Annotated in this window: 12 protein-coding genes; 10 read left to right on the plus strand and 2 right to left on the minus strand. The window is 40.8% G+C overall.

Translation table 11 applies throughout. The features are described 5' to 3' along the window. Positions 1-345: 345 nt before the first annotated feature. Positions 346-3,123, plus strand: coding sequence for a transcription elongation factor GreA (gene greA, locus CH365_RS10845; RefSeq protein WP_100768579.1), 2,778 nt, complete (start codon positions 346-348; stop codon positions 3,121-3,123). Positions 3,124-3,178: 55 nt separating this feature from the next. Here the strand turns inward: greA and CH365_RS10850 are convergent, their stop codons facing one another. Together CH365_RS10850 and CH365_RS10855 are read right to left on the minus strand one after the other, a co-directional pair. Further along, positions 3,179-3,634 carry a flagellar basal body-associated FliL family protein gene (locus CH365_RS10850; RefSeq protein ID WP_100768580.1) on the minus strand — a complete coding sequence of 152 codons (456 nt, stop codon included), beginning with the start codon at positions 3,632-3,634 and terminating at the stop codon, positions 3,179-3,181. A gap of 73 nt (positions 3,635-3,707) precedes the next feature. Further along, positions 3,708-5,516, minus strand: coding sequence for a M23 family metallopeptidase (locus CH365_RS10855; RefSeq protein WP_100768581.1), 1,809 nt, complete (start codon positions 5,514-5,516; stop codon positions 3,708-3,710). A 91-nt stretch (positions 5,517-5,607) separates the two neighbouring features. Here CH365_RS10855 and lptE point away from each other — a divergent pair, with 91 nt between their 5' ends. The 9 genes from lptE to CH365_RS10900 all read left to right on the plus strand — a co-directional run bounded on the left by lptE (position 5,608) and on the right by CH365_RS10900 (position 16,058). Then, positions 5,608-6,168, plus strand: a complete 561-nt coding sequence (lptE, locus tag CH365_RS10860) for an LPS assembly lipoprotein LptE (RefSeq protein WP_100768582.1) — start codon at positions 5,608-5,610, stop codon at positions 6,166-6,168. Positions 6,169-6,309: 141 nt separating this feature from the next. Continuing rightward, positions 6,310-6,798, plus strand: a complete 489-nt coding sequence (locus tag CH365_RS10865; RefSeq protein WP_100768583.1) for a Fur family transcriptional regulator — start codon at positions 6,310-6,312, stop codon at positions 6,796-6,798. Beyond that, on the plus strand, positions 6,795-7,919 hold the full coding sequence (gene tgt / locus CH365_RS10870; RefSeq protein ID WP_165782596.1) for a tRNA guanosine(34) transglycosylase Tgt: 1,125 nt from the start codon (positions 6,795-6,797) through the stop codon (positions 7,917-7,919). The genes CH365_RS10865 and tgt overlap by 4 nt, the downstream gene beginning before the upstream one ends. 69 nt (positions 7,920-7,988) lie before the next feature. Next, positions 7,989-8,324: an STAS domain-containing protein gene (locus tag CH365_RS10875; RefSeq protein ID WP_008595243.1), complete on the plus strand. Its 336-nt coding sequence runs from the start codon at positions 7,989-7,991 to the stop codon at positions 8,322-8,324. A gap of 44 nt (positions 8,325-8,368) precedes the next feature. After that, on the plus strand, positions 8,369-9,967 hold the full coding sequence (locus tag CH365_RS10880) for a lipoprotein LipL71 (RefSeq protein WP_100768585.1): 1,599 nt from the start codon (positions 8,369-8,371) through the stop codon (positions 9,965-9,967). Between the two features lie 141 nt (positions 9,968-10,108). Further along, on the plus strand, positions 10,109-10,981 hold the full coding sequence (gene nadC / locus CH365_RS10885; protein WP_100768586.1) for a carboxylating nicotinate-nucleotide diphosphorylase: 873 nt from the start codon (positions 10,109-10,111) through the stop codon (positions 10,979-10,981). Between the two features lie 6 nt (positions 10,982-10,987). After that, on the plus strand, positions 10,988-13,021 hold the full coding sequence (locus CH365_RS10890) for a RelA/SpoT family protein (RefSeq protein ID WP_100768587.1): 2,034 nt from the start codon (positions 10,988-10,990) through the stop codon (positions 13,019-13,021). 116 nt (positions 13,022-13,137) lie between these two features. After that, on the plus strand, positions 13,138-14,976 hold the full coding sequence (locus CH365_RS10895; protein WP_100768588.1) for an extracellular solute-binding protein: 1,839 nt from the start codon (positions 13,138-13,140) through the stop codon (positions 14,974-14,976). A gap of 14 nt (positions 14,977-14,990) precedes the next feature. Then, positions 14,991-16,058 carry a hypothetical protein gene (locus CH365_RS10900; RefSeq protein WP_100768589.1) on the plus strand — a complete coding sequence of 356 codons (1,068 nt, stop codon included), beginning with the start codon at positions 14,991-14,993 and terminating at the stop codon, positions 16,056-16,058. The last annotated feature ends 115 nt before the right edge of the window (positions 16,059-16,173 follow it).

The following is a 16,173-nucleotide window of genomic DNA, read 5'->3' on the forward strand; positions in this document are numbered from 1 at the left end:
CCCGCGTTTTTTATTTTTAGTGACAGAGACACAAAGTTTTTTTCACACAGAGACACAGAGCCACGGAGGGGTCTGAGTATCTTAAAAAATTCTCTCTTTGCCTTAGTGTCTCTGTGCGCCATAAACTCTATGCCTCTATATTCTTCGTGCCTCCGTACGTGAAAATAAAAGCCAAAATGACTCCCTGAGTGATAAGTAAAAGCACTCTGAGCCTCGTTCCCTCAAATTCTAGTTTACGTATAAGCCTAAGCTGCTATAATTGATCTGAAAGGGCTCTTAAGAGACAAAAAAACCGCCCATCCGAACCTATTTTTGAATGCCGACCCCGTCGGCGGAGTAATTCCTATGTCTAACGAAACTGCGACAACCGCGGAAACTAAGCCTGCCAGCGAACTGGACAAGCTGACTTCTCTTTTTAACGAGGAGATTTATGTACGCTCGGACGCAAATTCCATTCCAGCATCTAAATTTAAAATTTACGACGATCTTATAGAATCCTTTCAATCATCCGGTCTTTTAGATTCAGCCAAAACAAAATTGGAAGAACATCTTGCGGATCATCCTGAAAGTATTTCTGCAAGATACATGCTTGGATTACTCGGACTCCAAAAAGGAAGTATAGACGCAGCTGCTTACTTCAAAACCCTACTGGATTCTTTCAAACAAGCCAGCAAATGGGTCATCATAGAACATATCACTGACAATATCTTAAAATTCGGAGAGGACCGTTACGCTCTTCGATTCAAAGCAGAAGCTCTTGAAAAACTAAAGAAGAATAAAGAGCTCAAGCCTATCCTGGAAAAACTTGCAAAACAAGATCGCAAGAACCCGGAGATCGCTAAAAAATACGCATTAGCAATTCTTGATGAAAACAAGGAAAAAGCGGTCGCTTACCTGAAACAAGCGATAGAAACTTTTGCAAAGACCAAAGAATACGTACAGTTCGAAGAGATCTGGCCGATTTTCGTAACGAATAGTTACGACGATATCCAGTTCGTAGAAAAGATAGAACGTATCCTTTTAGGTCATCGTGAAAAGACCCGTCTTGCTGGTTATCTTTATCCTTTAGTTGAACCATTCAAAATTACCGAAGATTGGGATAGAGTGATCTATCTTTTGAAAAAGATCCTGGATCATGAACCTGTTTCCAACAAAGCAAGAAACGAACTGATCAGAGTTTATAAACTGAAATATGCCAACCACAGCTTGTTGGAAGATTTCTTAAAAATGTCCGAGTTAGGAAATAATAGAAAACCCGTTAAGGTTTGTATTTCCAACTTCGAAAGAAACATCGTATTCGATACCGGTAACTACGTTCTTCATAGGAACTGGGGAGTAGGTAAAATCGTTTCTATTTCGCCTAACGGGGATTCTATCTTTGTGGATTTCAAAGATAAGAAGAATCATAAACTTTCCATACAAATGGCGATCACCAGTTTGAAACCTCTAAAAGGAGATCATATCTGGGTAAGATTCTATGAAGACAAGGCATCTGTTGTTTCTCTATTCGAGACTGATGTTCCAGGGTTCTTTAAAGAATTATTAACTTCTTTCGAAAACCATATGTTGGTTGCTGAAATGAAGGCTGAGATCGCAGGAAAATTTATTCCTGCAGTTGATTGGTCTAAATGGTGGAACAAAGCTAAGAATGTTATCAAAAAAGAAGATAACCTAGGTTTTAATCCTAAGAAAAAAGACGAACTTTGGTATAGAGAAAAACCGATCACTTACGCAGAAGAATTGACCGAAAAATTCAACGCGAATTCCGATCCTGCCAAACGTTTGGACATCGCGATCGAAGCTCTTCGAAACAAAGAAGAAGCAGAATCTGCGATCGATACTTTCGCTCATCATTATTTCGAAGAAGAACAAACCCACGATTCTTTCCGCAAGATTGTAGCTTATCTGTATCTGGACGAGGTCGCTTCTACTATGGAAGGAGATGACGGAAGTCCTTACGATTTCCAAAGATACCAAAAGCTGGATGATGTTTCCAAGATCGTTAAGTCTCTGAAAAGAGAAGAGGTCCTGGAATATTCTTCTAAGATTAGTAACTTGGATATCAAAAAGTCTTTCGTAGACTTAGTTAAAAAATCCCATTCCGATTGGGTCAATATTCTGGTCGGTCTACTCTTCGAAGTTCCGGTTAAGAATAATAAATACGTTGTTTCCGTTCTGGAAGCTGACGGAAAGTTCGCTGAACTGAATTTATTCATCGAAACCTCATCCAGCCGAGCTAAAGAGAACCCGGAAGTATTCCTCTGGGTGGCAAAATCAATTCTTCTCAAAACTTGGGAAGAAGACTGGATGAACGTTTCTAGACAGGATCTGATCCTGAGAGTTCTTCGTTTATTAAAACCTCTAAACAAAATTGAGGAAAAAGGAACTAAGCTTAAGAACACCTGCCAAGAAATCCTTTTCGGGAATGATGCAGCTGTAATCAGCGAAGCAATCCAAAACGGAGATTCTGAGTATATTCGCAAAGTTTACGCTCTTTATAGAGAAGTTCCTTATATCGAAGAGACTGAAAAAGACAAATTGATGACTTTGATCCGTGCTCTGAAACCTGATTTGATCTGGGAAGAAGAGGATGATGATGAAGAGGAAGAAGACGTTCTGGCAAGAATTCCAGAAAACGCAGTTCTTGTTACTCGTCGCGCTCTGAATGCAAAAAAAGCAGAGTTTGATCATTTGGTCAACGTAGAGATGCCTGAAAACTCCAGAGATATTGGGGAAGCTCAGGAAAGAGGGGACTTACGAGAAAATGCGGAATACAAGGCCGCTATGGAAAAACAGGTCCAACTCCAGGCTCAGATCAAAAAACTGGAAGCGGAACTGAAAGCAGCTATCGTTCTGGATCTTTCCAACGTAAAAACGGATCGTATCAATATCGGAACCACCGTAAAACTCAAAAACGAGTCCAGCGGAGAAGACCAAACTTATTCTATCTTGGGAGCTTGGGATGCGGATACGGAAAGAAATATTATTTCTTACCAGTCACCGCTTGCTAAGTCACTCTTGGGTAAAAAAGTAGGGGATAATGCTTCTTTAAACCTTGGTGGAGCAGAAACCAAGTTTAAGGTTCTGCAGATCAGCAGATACTCTCTCCAAAACCAAGATTAAGAAAGAAAAACTTTCGAGTTTTGTTAGAAGGGCCCCGCGAATTTCGCGGGGTTTTTTATTTTATTTCAATATCAGAAATAAGTGCCCCAGTAATTTGGCCATCGTTTAGGATATGATTGGCAGTGGCCTGAATTTCATCTCTTAGGTCTATTTGAGAAGGAATACTTTGAAAATCTTCCGAAGATTTGGACGCAACAACCATATTTACTAAGGAGCGGATCTGGGGCGATCTATCTGCTAATTCTTTTTCTAGTTTAGGTTGGTTTGGTTCATAAGAAAAGGCCAACTTGAATTTTATAGATTTTGAATCTTTGGAGTTGATCCTAAAAGAGTCTTTAAACTTATAATACGCCTGATTTTTTAAATCCGGATTTAAATCTTGTTTGTATTGATTGGAAGCGATAAAACTCGCCAAATAATAAGCACCTGTTAACAGAATATTGCGTCCACCAATTAGTAATAAAAGAACAATACCTACGATAAGAAATACTAATCTCAATTTTCGATTCATAAAAACCCCTCTGCGACTCCGTGACTCTGTGTGGAAAACCTTTGTGACTCTCCCAAACTCTGAATCTCTAAACCTAAAACCGTACTAAATCGGTAAACCAATCCGAAGAATTACCGGCTCTGTCTTTGATCCGGATTTGTAGTAGCATATACTTTTTCCAAGCTGCGAAAGTTTTTGGGAATTTGACAATCAACATCTTACGGTCAGCATCGAACTCACTTGGATAAACTTCTCCTTCCAGTAAAACTTCTGCGCCGCCTGCATAACCTGAGCCTGTGTCGGAAACGGAATATAATCTTTCTTCGACTCCTTCTTCTTCCTGGCCCTTGATCCTTCTATGTCTTGTGATTAAGTATGGATAATTGACTGCTGGTTTTGCGTCATCGGTAAGAATTGCTAAAGCTCCAAGTTTGGTGAGTAAACCAACTGAGCCTTTTTGTTTTAAAGCGGACCATTTTTTAGAAGCTTTATCATAGATATAGATCCCATCTTTTTTGCCAAGAGCAGCGCCTCTCCAGGTCAGTTCCGCTTCTCCCACCCAGGAAAGGTCAGAAGATTCCAATTCGTAAATTGAAGTCTTGGATTTGAGTCCTTCTGGAAGTTTTAGATCTTCTTCCAATTTTTCTATTTTTTTGAAAATCAAAGACCCCTGGCCGTAAGTTGTTTTTGCAGGAGTTTTGATCTTTAAAACTCCATCTGTGGAAGTGAATTCAGTTTTTGTAATAGAAGTTTTTTTGGAATTTACGGATCCCACTTCTATTTCTAAAGGAAGAATGGAATGATTTCCGGCATGATCGGACGCCTTGAGAATCAGTTTAACCGTGCTACCTGTTTCAAAATTTCTAAGATCTATGCTTGGTCCTTTTGCCGGGAATAGATTGTAAACATAAACGGGAGGATTTAAAGAAGAACGATTCGAATCGAATATATCATGATGGATTCTTGCCTCTTCGTAAGTCATTCCCCTAAAAGATCTTTCGTATAGAGGAGCCTCGTCCTTGTAGATGCCTGCAAAGAATAAATTGTTTTTGTTTCGAGAAGTCATTAGGTCGTAGGCACCTAATCTAAAACGAACTCCGCCGGCAAGATTTAGTTTTTGGTTTCCTGGAAGTGAAAATTTACCTTCTCCCTTTTTTTCCAAAGTTAATCTGGCCTGGACCCCGTCTTCCGTATCCACATATAAGAGCAAAAGTTCCGGAGAATATCTGTCTTTTCCTCTCAAAGGTAAATAGGGAAGAGGATTTAAGGTTCCATTAGGTAAATGTAATTCAAAATGTAAATGACTGACTCCTGTACCCGATTCTCCTAGCCTTGCAATATTTTCTCCTTTGGGAAGAAGATAGGAGCCTGGAGAAAGTTTGACCTGAAATTCTCCACCACTGAGTAATGCTAACGCTTCTCGGAGGAGGTCCAAGTCTTTTCTGACTCCTTTGAAGTCCAGTAGGTGAGCAAACTTTGCCTTTAAATTGGAACCGGAAGATTTTAAGATAATATTGGAGCCGTATCCTTTTGTGGATTGGCCTATCGATTCTACATATCCTTGAAAAGGTGAAATGGCTGCGATCCCATTCGTATGAAATGTCTTAAAATCGCAGCCCATATGAAGATGATGTACTCTATATTCCGCATAGGAACCTGAGATGGGAGTTTCCATTTCCATAGGAAAACCCAAGTTCCCCAGGTCCGCTAAAACCTCAGGTGTGAGATCGTCCCAAATATTTTTTTGAACTGTCGGATTTGTTTTTAGATTGGGAGAAACAGCAGAAACTTTGGAACCGGTCTCACCTGCTTTAGCTTCTTCCCCGGCTAGGAATACTAAAAGAAATAGGAGTCCGAATCGAAGCGGGATTTGCTGAAAAAGTTCCAGGAAATTTTTTCCCATTTGCGAATTCAGATCCGGTTCCTTTAAATTGTAAAGCCTGAAATCTGAGAAATTTTCTTGCCGCCTCGTACTTGGAGAAAAGCCTGATGTTATGAGGCTCTTAGCTCCGATTTTTCTGGTACTTTGCCTAAGTAATTGCACCTATCTTACTCGGGAGCCCGGCAATCCTCCTAAAATTGATGGGATCCCAATCCCGGATTCCAAACGTACCGTGTATGTGCAGAATTTTCGGAATAATTCCTATGGGATTGGAATGCATACCGCTCTCTCCGACCTAGTCAAACAAGAGATCAATTATCGAGGCAGATTTATCCAAACCAGGGAAAAGTCTCAAGCTGCATATCGTATCTATGGAGAGATCAGTCATTACCAACAGGTAGGAGCTCTTTTGGACCAAGGTGGGCAACAGCTGAGTAAAGAGATGTTTGTGGTCTGCAAAGTGGAACTTCAAAAAGCGGGTGGAGAAAAAATTCCATTAGAAAGAACGGAGATCCCTGCTCGGATTATTTACTCAGACCAAGTTGGTTTTCTGGAAACAGAGGGTCAGGCCCAGACCAGATTACTCAAAATTCTTGCGGTCCGTATTGCAGAAGAAATGGAAAGAGCCTGGTATTATTCTATCTCGGGCAAAATAGAAGGTGAGGAAGAGTAAGTATTTCATTTCCTAAAAATGAAATTCCACTTGATAATTCTCATAACCGGATCTTAAATTGTGGAAAAAGAATGTGAACATCCCAGATTCCTTGATCCGAAAGGAAAGTTCTGCATCAGTTCCATATCTTTCTCCTGAAAAATGAACAAAGACCGAGAAACAGAAATTCTGAAAACCGTAGACGATTCCATCCGTATGGAGATGAAAACTTTTTCTGATTACTTACAGAAGAAGGGCCTAAAAATCACCAACCAAAGGATGTTAGTCGCAGAACGTATTTTCTCCCTGCATAATCACTTTACTGCGGAAAGTCTCTTGGAAGAATTCAAGGACCAGCGAGATAAAATTTCCAAGGCTACCATTTACAGAATACTTTCCATTATGGTAGAAGCGAAGTTATTGCAAGAGCATAATTTCGGCCAAGATTATAAGTACTACGAACATATTATAGGTCATACTCATCACGATCATATCATCTGTGGAGACTGCGGCAGGATTGTAGAATTCATCGACGAAAGGATCGAGCAATTGCAAGAGCAAGCTGCTGCAAACAACGGATTTAAGATCACAGGTCATAGCCTAAATATTTACGGCTCTTGTTTGGATCCGAATTGTCCGAACAAAAAATGATCTTTAGATCCAGGGCTTCAGATCCAAATTCTTTCGCTCGCACCGGAACCTTATCGCTCAACGGAATAGAAATTCCAACTCCAGTATTCATGCCTGTGGGCACAAGAGGTGCTATAAAGTCTCTGGACTCTGACGATATAGATGAGTTAGGTTATGAACTGATCTTAGGAAATACCTATCATCTCTATCTTCGCCCAGGTACCGAGGTTCTGGAGAAGTTCGGTGGGCTCAAAAACTTTGTTTCATACAAAAAAGCTCTACTCACTGACAGCGGTGGTTTCCAAGTTTTCAGTCTGAATTCTCTCGTAAAATTCAAGCGAGAAGGAGTCGAATTCCGTTCTCATATCGACGGTAGTCCTCATTTTTTCACTCCTGAGAAAGTGATCGATATCCAGAGAGCGATCGGCTCCGACATTATGATGGTTTTGGATGATTGTCCTCCTGGAGACGGAACCGTTTCTCGGATCAAAGATGCTCTTGATCGGACTCATCGTTGGGCAGAAGAAGCTGTGAATTATTGGGAGAAAGACAAACGTAATCAATTTCTTTTCGGAATTTTCCAAGGTGGGACCAATTTGGATCTGAGATTGGAGAGTTTGGAGAAGATTCGCTCACTTCCGTTCTCTGGAATTGCGATCGGTGGTCTTTCCGTAGGCGAACCCAGACCGGATTTTATCAGAACTATGGAAGGAATTTCCTCCTACACCGACAGGAATAGGCCATTATATCTGATGGGAGTAGGAACTGTTCCGGATATTTTGGAAGGAGTTCGAAACGGAGTCGACATGTTTGACTGTGTTCTTCCCACCCGCAATGCTAGAAACGGCCAAGTATTCACTTCTCAAGGAAAAGTGAATCTCAGAAATGAAAAATGGAAGTTCTCCGATGCGCCGATGGACCCGGAATGCGAATGTAAAGTGTGCAAAAGATACAGTATTGGGTATATTCGACACCTACATCACGTGAAAGAGCTAAGCGCGTTTTCCTTGAGCACGTACCATAATCTCTATTTTATGAAAAAGTTCATGAAGGAACTCAGACATTCTATCGAAGTTGGAAATTTCAGTGAGTTTTTCGTTAAATGGAAAAATTTGTACGAAAGAGCGGAAATTTCTCGTTGACTATATAGAGAATGACCCCCCTATTGTAGGATGGTTCAAACAGATAAAGAAAGGAGTTGCTGATTTTTTATGGAAATCACCAGAAGGGAAAGCGGTAACATCGTAATTCTGGACATCAATGGGGAGATAGATTTATATAATGCCCCTGAGATTAAGGATGTGATCGCAAAGCTCATCGAAGAGCAGAAATACTACACGATTATCAATCTGGAAAAGGTCTCTTATATCGACTCATCCGGAATCGGTGCTTTGATTTCCAGCCTCTCTAACTTAAAAAAATACCAGGGTGGACTTAAAATTATCAACGTTGCGGGTTCCGTACGAAAGGTATTCGAATTAACTAAATTAACGTCATTCTTCGAGATCTTTGATAACGAAGCTGATGCCGTCGCTGCCTTCAAATAAGTAAGGCACTTTTTTAAACGATTCCTCTGGCTGGTGCAAAACAAATGAAAACTTTTCGAGTTATATCGGTTCCATCATTGGTACTGGGAGTTTTAGGATTCCTAGTAGCCTGTGGTTCGGAACTACCTGTAAAAGAATTGGCGGAAGCAAAAACCGCTATCACTCGCGCTAAAGACGCAGGCGCAGAAAGATACGCTTCCGGAGAATTCGAGGAAGCTCGCAAAAGTCTTTTGACTGCTCATGAAAAAGCTTCCAACGAAGACTTAGGCGAGACCAAAAAAAGCGCCGAATACGCAAAAAGCAAAGCGTATGATGCATTAGAAAAATCTTATCCTCAATTGACCGAGGAGTCTAAGACTGCAGCTAATACCGCTATCAATGAGGCGGATGAGGCTTATGCTTCTCAACTTGCGGCAGAACCTTATAATAATGCAGTAGAACTGAAGAAAGAAGGGGACACTTTAAGAGACAATGCGGATCGCACTTTAGAATCCTATCCTAAGGAATCTGGCGACGACGCAAAACTTAAAACCCGTCTGGCTGCTTTCGATCAGTACGAGCAAAGTAATAAAAAATATCTGGAGTCCAAAAAGGCGGCAACTGACGCCAAGTCTTTGGCTCTTTCTCAAAAACAGCAGCTAATCGATTCTCTTGCAGATATCGAAAAAAACCTGGATGATGCGGACAGATATGCCGGCGGTGGGGATCCTGAAGTAGCTCAGACAAGAGAACGTTTGAATGCTGCTAAGGCTAAGATCGACGAAGGAAAGATCAAAGAAGGTTATTCCGAAGTTGACGATATCCGTAAAAAATCGGCAGAACTTGTAGCAAAAAACATTCAGTCTTATGCACTTAAGAAAAAGGCAGAAGCAAAGGATTCTATCGGAAAAGCTAAGGATAAATTGGCTACGATAGACCAATCCAAACTGAAATCCAGCAAGGATCTCCAAACTTCTTACCAAAGAGCTGATGAGAACCTGAAAGCAGCGGATGAATCTTTAGCTTCCGCAGAAGAGTTATATTCTTCCGAAAAATACGAAGATTCTATCGGTAGAGCCGAAGAAGCGATCAGACTTTCTCGCATTGTAGTAGATCAGTCTGATGATATCGCAGAAAGATTACGCACTGGATCTTCCGTTGTAGGTCGCAAAGGTGATGGAGGAGATTCTACTTCTTCTACCAGAAAAGGAGAAGATACATCTACAACTTCTTCTTCCGGAGAACTTCCTGAAGGTTGGAAAAAATACGTAGTTCGTAAGAAAATTCCTGCAGATTGCCTCTGGAGAATTTCCGCTTACAAACAACATTACGGTACTTCTAAACTTTGGAAACGTATCTATGAAGCGAACCGCAGCAAGATCAAAAATGCGAACTTGATCTATCCAAAACAAGTATTGCTAATTCCACCTGCTAAAGGGTCGACTAAGTTTGATCCTAAAAAAGCTCCTAAGAAGCAGACTGGAAGTGATAAAGTAGAAGCATCTACACCAGAAGAGAAGAAGGAGGAGACTACAACTCCTCCGCCAGCTTCTACTTCTGAGTCCGAACCGGAAGAAGAAGAGCCTTCAACTCCGGCACCTTCTACAGAAAATGAGCAACCTTCTGATTCTGGTGAGCAAGAAAGCGACGAAGAAGCTCGTTAAGACGGTCTAACATTTTAGCAACTCATACATGCAAGGCTCGGAATTTTCCGGGCCTTTCTTTTTTGTAGATATTGAAATTTTCGAATTCCGCTTGATCCTCATTTATAATTCGAAACTGTTTTACTTAGCGGTGAATTCCAAGTGAAGAGGGCTTATACTAAGCCTATATCAGAGACGAATGAGGCGGATTATTTCCCCCTGGCTAAAATGGCATGGGACGAGGATTGTCCTGACCAAGATATAACGTCTGTTTCCTTATTCTCTCCGGATCAAAAAGCGATCGCTTACTTGAACGCAAGGGAAGAAGGTATTCTCTGCGGTAGTGGTGTTTCTTCCGTTCTTTCTAAACTTTCCAACGGAGATTTGCAGTTTCATTTCTTCTTTAAAGACGGAGAAAAATTCGTCAAAGGAGACAAGATTGCAGAGATCCGAGGCAGCCTTCTCTCCATGTTGCGTGTAGAAAGAATCCTTCTAAACTTCTTACAATATCTTTCCGGTATTTCTACTTCGACTAGAAAGATCGTAGATCAGTATGGGTCTAAGGGTATAATGATCTTGGATACAAGAAAGACACTTCCTGGATACAGAAAACTTGCGAAGTATGCTGTGTATTGCGGGGGAGGTTCTAATCATAGATTGGATCTTTCTGAGATGGCGATGATCAAAGACAATCATTTGGCTTTATTCGGATCCGCAAAAATTCCCGTGGGAAAAATCAGATCCAATTTTCCAGGAAGAATGGTGGAATTGGAAATAGATTCCTTGGATCAATTGGAAGACGCACTCGAAGCGGAACCAGATGTTTTAATGTTAGATAATTTTAATATACCTGATACACGCGAAGCTTTCCATAGGGCAAAAGAAAAAAATCCTAAAATTCTGATCGAATGTTCCGGAGGGATCACTCCTGAAAAATTGGAAGCATTGTCCGAATTTCCCGGGGTAGGAGTGAGTATGGGATACCTGACTCATACTACCAGATTTTTGGATCTTGGTTTGGATATAAGGACCTAAAAGAACATGGGATTTATTAAGGCTCCTGCCACCAAAGAAATGTTACTCGAAGGGGTTCGAGAAACCATGGGCCCCGAGGCCTTGGAAATGATCGAAAAGGCTTATAAGGTTTCGGATGATTCTCACCAGGGTCAGTTTCGCCTTTCGGGGGAACCTTATATAGTTCACCCTCTTCAGGTAGGTTTTATTTTATACGAGTTGGGTCTGGATGAGAAGGTAATCTCTGCGGGAATCCTTCATGACGTGATCGAAGACACAAAATACACAAGAGAAGATATGGTCCGTGATTTCGGAACGGAGATCACTCAGCTTGTGGAAGGTGTGACTAAAATTTCCCAGATCAAAAGTCAGTCCAAAGAAACGGAAGCCGCGGAGAATATCCGCAAGATTATCATTGCAACCATTCAGGATATTCGGGTCATTCTGATCAAACTTGCGGACAAGACCCATAATATGAGGACTCTTTCTTTCCAACCTCCTGAAAAGCAGAGAAGGATCGCAAACGAAACTCTTTCTTTATACGCACCTATTGCCGGAAGATTAGGTATCTATTCCGTAAAATCGGAACTAGAAGATCTCGCATTCCAAGTTATTTTTCCGGAAGAATACCAGGACATTAAAAAAAGGATCAGCGCCAAAAAGTCCGAAAGAGAAGATTATATAGAAAAATTACAGCTGATCCTGAAACAAAGGCTCGCTGAGATTCAGATCAACGCGAATGTAGAAGGAAGGGCAAAACATTTTTTCTCCATCTATCGCAAGATGAAAACGAAAGAAAAAACCTTCGATGAAATTTTCGATCTAAGAGCTATTCGTATCGTTACGGACGAGATTAAAGATTGTTACGGAGTATTAGGAATTGTGCATACACTTTGGTCTCCCGTTCCCGGAAGATTTAAGGATTATATTGCGACTCCTAAGACGAATATGTATCAATCGCTTCATACCACAGTGATCGGTCCTGACGGAAAACCTTTGGAAGTTCAGATCCGTACTGCAGAGATGAATGCCATCGCAGAATTCGGAATCGCAGCTCACTGGGTGTACAAAGAAGGTAAGACTCATGCCAATGAAAGACATCTAACCGTCAAGTGGTTGGAAGTCCTACAAACTTGGCAGGATTCTTCTTTGGATCCTAAAGAATTTTTAGAAGAATTAAAATACGATCTTCATGAGGACGAAGTATTCGTTTTCACTCCTAAGGGAGAAATTATACAACTTCCTAAAGGTGCGACTGTTCTAGATTTCGCATTTAGGATTCATACCGATGTAGGTTTACATTGTAAGGGAGCCAAGATCAACGGTAGAATGATCCCTCTTCGTACGGAATTACGTAGTGGGGATCAAGTAGAAGTTGTCGTGGACAAAAGATCTAAACCTTCTCCCATCTGGCTTCGTATCGTTAAAACTCCTTCTGCCAGACAAAAGTTACGCGCTTATTTCAGAAAACTCAGAGAAGAGACCAGCAAGGATCTGGAGCAAGGTGCAGAGAGTGCAGCAGAACTGACTTTGAATGCGGAAGTATTAGAAGAACTTAAACGTAAACCTTCCGAAAAAGTTTCTAAACAGACTCAGGCCCAAGGTCAAGTTGCCGGTGGAAAAATTTTGGTTGCGGGACTCCGAGATATTCCTGTCCGTCTTTCAGGTTGTTGTTCTCCTCTCCCTGGGGACCAGATCATTGGTTTCGTAACTCGAGGGAGAGGTGTTTCTGTTCACAAAAAGAATTGTAGTGTTGCATTAAAACAAAGAGAAGAAGAGCAACTCAGACAGATCACGGTGGATTGGGACTATGGACAGACGGAACCGGTACCAGTTCGAGTGGAAGTGAAGGCAAAGGATCGTCAGGGGATTTACTTGGAGATGGTAAAAAGTATTTCCGGAACCCAGACAAATATCCTGGAGGCTGGAGCTTCCACAGTACAAAAGGATACTTTGATGGCACGATTCATGATAGAAGTGGAACATTTGGACCAATTGAAGGAGATCCTAGGCAATTTAAAACGGATCCCGGATGTTGTCTTTGCTCATAGGGTTAAATAAAAATTAGCTGTAAGGCTCGTCCTCTTATCTTTTCATCAAAAATTTTACATTTAAGTTTGCCTGAAATCGGGTTTTCCCGGAAGCTTTCGAACACGAACATTCCTAAGAGGTGTGCTTTGAACGTTGCCCTAAGAAATTCCAAATTCCTAAAAATTTGCTATTTTACACTTTTATTATCCGTAATCACGTTCGCATCGAACGGCTGTAAAGAGAAAGAAGAAGTCCAGATTTCCGTAGCGACTGAAGATCTTCCTTGGGAAGGGGATCCGAATAGTATTCCGGAAGCATTGAGAAAACCAAACCCTTCTGCTTCTCCTAATGCTAAAAGGGGAGGGATCTTCAGGATCTATAGCCACCAATATCCGAAATCCTTGAACTGGTATTTGGAAAACTTTTCCACCACTGCGGAAATTTTCACTCAGATGTTCGAGCCACTTTTGGAAAGACATCCTATCACATTGGAGCCTCTTCCTAAACTTGCTTCTTCTTGGAAAATTTCCTCCGATAAGAAAACTTTTACATTCAACCTGGATAAAAACGCCAAATGGAGTGATGGAAAACCGATAACCGCTAAAGACGTCTTATTCACTTATGAAATCATCATGAATAAGAAGAATAATACAGCTCTTCATAGGATTGATCTTTCCCGCTTCGAAGCTCCGAAGTTAGTCAATGAATACGAAGTGGAATTTACTCAAAAAGAAATTCACTGGAAGAACTTTGAATTTATTGCTTATGACTTCTTTATTCTTCCGGAACATTATTATAATGGAAAGGATTTTAATAAGGAAAATTTCGAGTTTCCTGTGATTTCCGGGCCTTACGAATTACAATCCGCTAAAAAAGGGATCTACGTGAAAATGAAACGTAGGAACGATTATTGGATGAGGGCCTATCCTTTCTATCGAGGATCTGACAACTTCGATACTCTTATTTTTAAAGTATTTAACGACGACGCGGTCGCATTCCAAGCATTCAAAAAAGGTGATATAGACCTATATCCCGTATATAAGGCAGCTACCTGGGTTCAAGATACAACCGGAGAACCTTTCGATAAAAATTATATCGTTAAACAAAAGATCTATAATGATAAAAAGTCGGGCTTCCAGGGCTGGGCGTTCAATATGAGAAGAAAACCTTTCGACGATGTTCGTATCAGAAAGGCAATCGCTCATTTAGTGAACCGAAAACTTATGGTGGATAAACTTGCATTCGGAGAATACCAACTCACTGATTCCTATTACGGTTCCGTATGGGAAGAAGGACAGTTGCCAAATCCTGCGATAGACTATGATCCCGAAGCTGCCAAAAAATTATTTGCTGATGCAGGATGGAAACCGAATGCAAAAGGATTCTTGGAAAAAGACGGACAACAGTTTGTGATCCATATCCTGGAAAGAGATAGAAGTGTAGAAAAATATTTTACTCTATTCATGGAAAGAGTAAAAGAACTGGGAATCCAAGTTACGATAGAAAGTACCGATCTTGCCAATTGGTCTGAAAGAATGGATAAGTACGATTTTGACGTTACCTGGGCCGCTTGGGGAGCAGGTAGTTCTTTCCCTGATCCTGAACATCATTGGGATTCTAAATATGCAAACGAGAATGGACAAAACAATTATAACGGTTTTAAAAATCCGGAAGTGGACAAACTTATAGAGCAGCAAAAAACTGAATTCGATATCAAAAAGAGAACGGAAATCTTGAAGAAAATAGATAAGATCTTAACCAAAGAGGTTCCATACGTTCTTCTTTGGGGAATTAAATCCACAAGAGTTCTTTACTGGAATAGATTCGGAACTCCCGAAAATCCTCTTTCTAGATATTCGGGAGAGGGCGCTGCCAAGTCTTTATGGTGGATCGACGAAGAGAAAGATAAGGCATTGGAAAATTCTAAGAAGAATAAAACCGCTCTTCCTACTTACAAAAGAGACTTGTACTACCTTTCCAAATAAGGTTTGGGATTTTAATGGCGAAAAAGGGAAGATTCAGCGAATTCGGAGAGGCAATCCGGAATTTTTGGAACTCTCCCGGAATTCCTAGCTTTATCGAGATTCTTGAAAAGGGCCTGGATAAGGAATTATTCTTCGATCCGGACAGGGCGGATTCTCAGATCCCAAAAGAGGATCTGCCCATCGACTTCCGTCTTAGGCAATCCGGTTTTGCCCGAAAATTTTACGAAAAACTTTTTCCTGTATCTCATGTGTTTCGCATAACGCATAGATATGGTCGAGAGTTTTTAGATAATTTTATGCCTCTCGCCGCAGAGAACTATATAGGAAGAGGCTCTTATAAATTCGTATACACACTTCCTTGGAACCAAGTAGTTAAAATCGGGAAATCCAAACTACCTTCTGATCCTATTTTCGGTTCTTTGTATAAAGAGGTGCAGAATAACCTGGAACGTTATCTGAAAACCGAAGAGATCGGTCTCATGCATCATTTGCAAAAATCAGCATGGGGAGAATCCAAAAGAGACGAGATCCGTTTTAAATTCGCTCGTTTAGGATTAGAAAGATTACACTATTGGAAATTAAAAAGTCTGATTCCTGATCTTGTACTTCCCACTCGATTTTTTATGGGTTTGCGGTTTAGGAGAAGTCCTTTCGGCGTTCCTGTGGTCACTCTTACTCCCTGCGATAATCAAAATTTATTACCTGGAAAACATTTAAAAGAATTCATTCGATTGAACGAGAAGGTGAGGCAGAACCCGATCCAAGACGCACTTTTTCCTAAATGGAAATTGAACTTTGACACTCATAGATTCGGGATCATCAGCAAATCCAAACTCAAAAAGATCGCCTTGGATTTTCATAGAGTAATAGAAGTAACCCGTTATCTTGCGAACGAAGAAAAATTGATCTTTGATATCCATTCCGAAAATATTATTATCACTATTCCCGACTTCGAATTGAAAATTTTCGATTACCATGTTTTTGATGAACATCTATATGAGCCAAGCAAGGAGAATCCTTCTCCGGAAGTTGATCATATCAATCTAATTAAGGAATTCGTGAGTTCTTTTGAATTAGGTTAGTGGGGAGGAGGGGCCGCACAGAGATCTCCGAGTCTCGCAGGAACTCCTGAAGTCCGTTTTCCTATTTGTTCTCCGTGAGTCTTGTGGGAAAACATCTTGTTAATGAGAAATTTAA

The organism is Leptospira neocaledonica, assembly GCF_002812205.1.
Taxonomy (GTDB): Bacteria; Spirochaetota; Leptospiria; order Leptospirales; family Leptospiraceae; genus Leptospira_B; species Leptospira_B neocaledonica.

Excerpts from the sequence above, each read along its gene's own strand:
- tgt (WP_165782596.1), top strand. The coding sequence starts at position 6,795 with ATGATCTTTAGATCCAGGGCTTCAGATCCAAATTCTTTCGCTCGCACC.
- CH365_RS10875 (WP_008595243.1), top strand. The coding sequence starts at position 7,989 with ATGGAAATCACCAGAAGGGAAAGCGGTAACATCGTAATTCTGGACATC.
- CH365_RS10880 (WP_100768585.1), top strand. The coding sequence starts at position 8,369 with ATGAAAACTTTTCGAGTTATATCGGTTCCATCATTGGTACTGGGAGTT.
- lptE (WP_100768582.1), top strand. The coding sequence starts at position 5,608 with ATGAGGCTCTTAGCTCCGATTTTTCTGGTACTTTGCCTAAGTAATTGC.
- CH365_RS10890 (WP_100768587.1), top strand. The coding sequence starts at position 10,988 with ATGGGATTTATTAAGGCTCCTGCCACCAAAGAAATGTTACTCGAAGGG.
- CH365_RS10855 (WP_100768581.1), bottom strand. The coding sequence starts at position 5,516 with ATGGGAAAAAATTTCCTGGAACTTTTTCAGCAAATCCCGCTTCGATTC.
- CH365_RS10900 (WP_100768589.1), top strand. The coding sequence starts at position 14,991 with ATGGCGAAAAAGGGAAGATTCAGCGAATTCGGAGAGGCAATCCGGAAT.
- CH365_RS10850 (WP_100768580.1), bottom strand. The coding sequence starts at position 3,634 with ATGAATCGAAAATTGAGATTAGTATTTCTTATCGTAGGTATTGTTCTT.
- greA (WP_100768579.1), top strand. The coding sequence starts at position 346 with ATGTCTAACGAAACTGCGACAACCGCGGAAACTAAGCCTGCCAGCGAA.
- CH365_RS10865 (WP_100768583.1), top strand. The coding sequence starts at position 6,310 with ATGAACAAAGACCGAGAAACAGAAATTCTGAAAACCGTAGACGATTCC.